Annotated in this window: 1 protein-coding gene; it reads left to right on the top strand. The window is 63.5% G+C overall.

Annotation, left to right across the window (positions count from 1 at the left end; genetic code table 11):
* The first annotated feature begins 253 nt into the window (after positions 1-253).
* Positions 254-886 (top strand): hypothetical protein, encoded by a 633-nt coding sequence (locus AC1VAN_RS22435; protein ID WP_442251467.1) that lies wholly within the window; start codon positions 254-256, stop codon positions 884-886.
* Positions 887-1,191: the final 305 nt, after the last annotated feature.

Genomic DNA, 1,191 nt, shown 5'->3' on the forward strand with positions numbered 1-1,191 from the left:
CAGCAACGCATCCACGCCTTCACCCTGGACAGCGCGGCTGAGCATGAGCTGGACATCGAGGACCCAGCCAGCCCGCTCTGGGAAGACCTACAGGAACGGGTGACCGTGGCGCCATTGTACGGCGGCCTGCACGTGGAGTTCTTCGGCAACCCATGGGAAGAGCCATTCGCATGGACGCTGGCCTGCCTGTCCGACCAGCGCGTGGCCGATGCGATCATGTCGCTGTCGTTCACCGGCCCGGACGAAGGGGCCAATGGCACGCGAGTGGGCGTTCACCGCGCTGCTGGACAGCGATGTGCGTTTCCCGCGCCTGCGCGCATTGTCGATCTCCCCCACAGAGCCGGCCGACCACAACATGTCGCTGGTGCAGCGCGCGGGCACCATCATGGAAGAAGACGGCGAGATCGCCCGCTTCGTTTCCAAGGCCCCGTATCTGAGCGAACTGGTCGTGCCGAATGCACCGGACGCCGCGTTCTTCGAGGTTCCGCTGCCACACCTGCACAGCCTGCGCATCGGCGGTGGCTCTGACACCCAGCGCTTCATCGACAACCTCGCCGCATCACGCAGCCTGCCTGCCTTGGGCCTGCTGGATTTTTGCGAATCGACGGAGCTGCAGTTCTCCTGGGCCGACGCGCGCGTGGCTGAAGCGGTCACGCCTTTCGCGGCCTATGAGCGCTTGTTCGCCAGCGATGCCTTCGATGCGCTGCATACCTTCCGGTTGCGAAACAGCGCGTTGGATGTGGCGCAGCTGCAGACGCTGCAGGCCATGCGCCCACGGTTGTCGTTCATGGTCATCCAGGCCGCGACGGGGGGCTATGTCAGCCATTTCGCCAAGGATGTGTTTCCGTGGCGCCACCTGGTGCCGGGTGATCCGGGGACGCGTTGATCGCCGCGCGGGTGCGTATGATGGTTGAGTGGGCCGCTTGGTGACGCGGTTAGGTTGGCTTGACACGGCACGGCGGCGTTACGCCGCACGATCGCGGCGCTACGGCCTGCTTCAGGCTCTAATAGTACGCCGCGCAGGATGTCGTTTTTGCCTTGGGATTGGCCACGACAAGCCAATTGCGATAATTCATTTTTCCTTTCAAACAGCGCGATGCCATCGGAACAATCGACTGGCACCCCGTGATTCTGCGTGCGCATGATGAATCGCCATCGACAACGGATGGCCGGGGCTTCCAATCCCGAATG

The organism is Stenotrophomonas sp. 05L44_2 (assembly GCF_056665995.1).

Excerpts from the sequence above, each read along its gene's own strand:
- AC1VAN_RS22435 (WP_442251467.1), top strand. The coding sequence starts at position 254 with ATGGCACGCGAGTGGGCGTTCACCGCGCTGCTGGACAGCGATGTGCGT.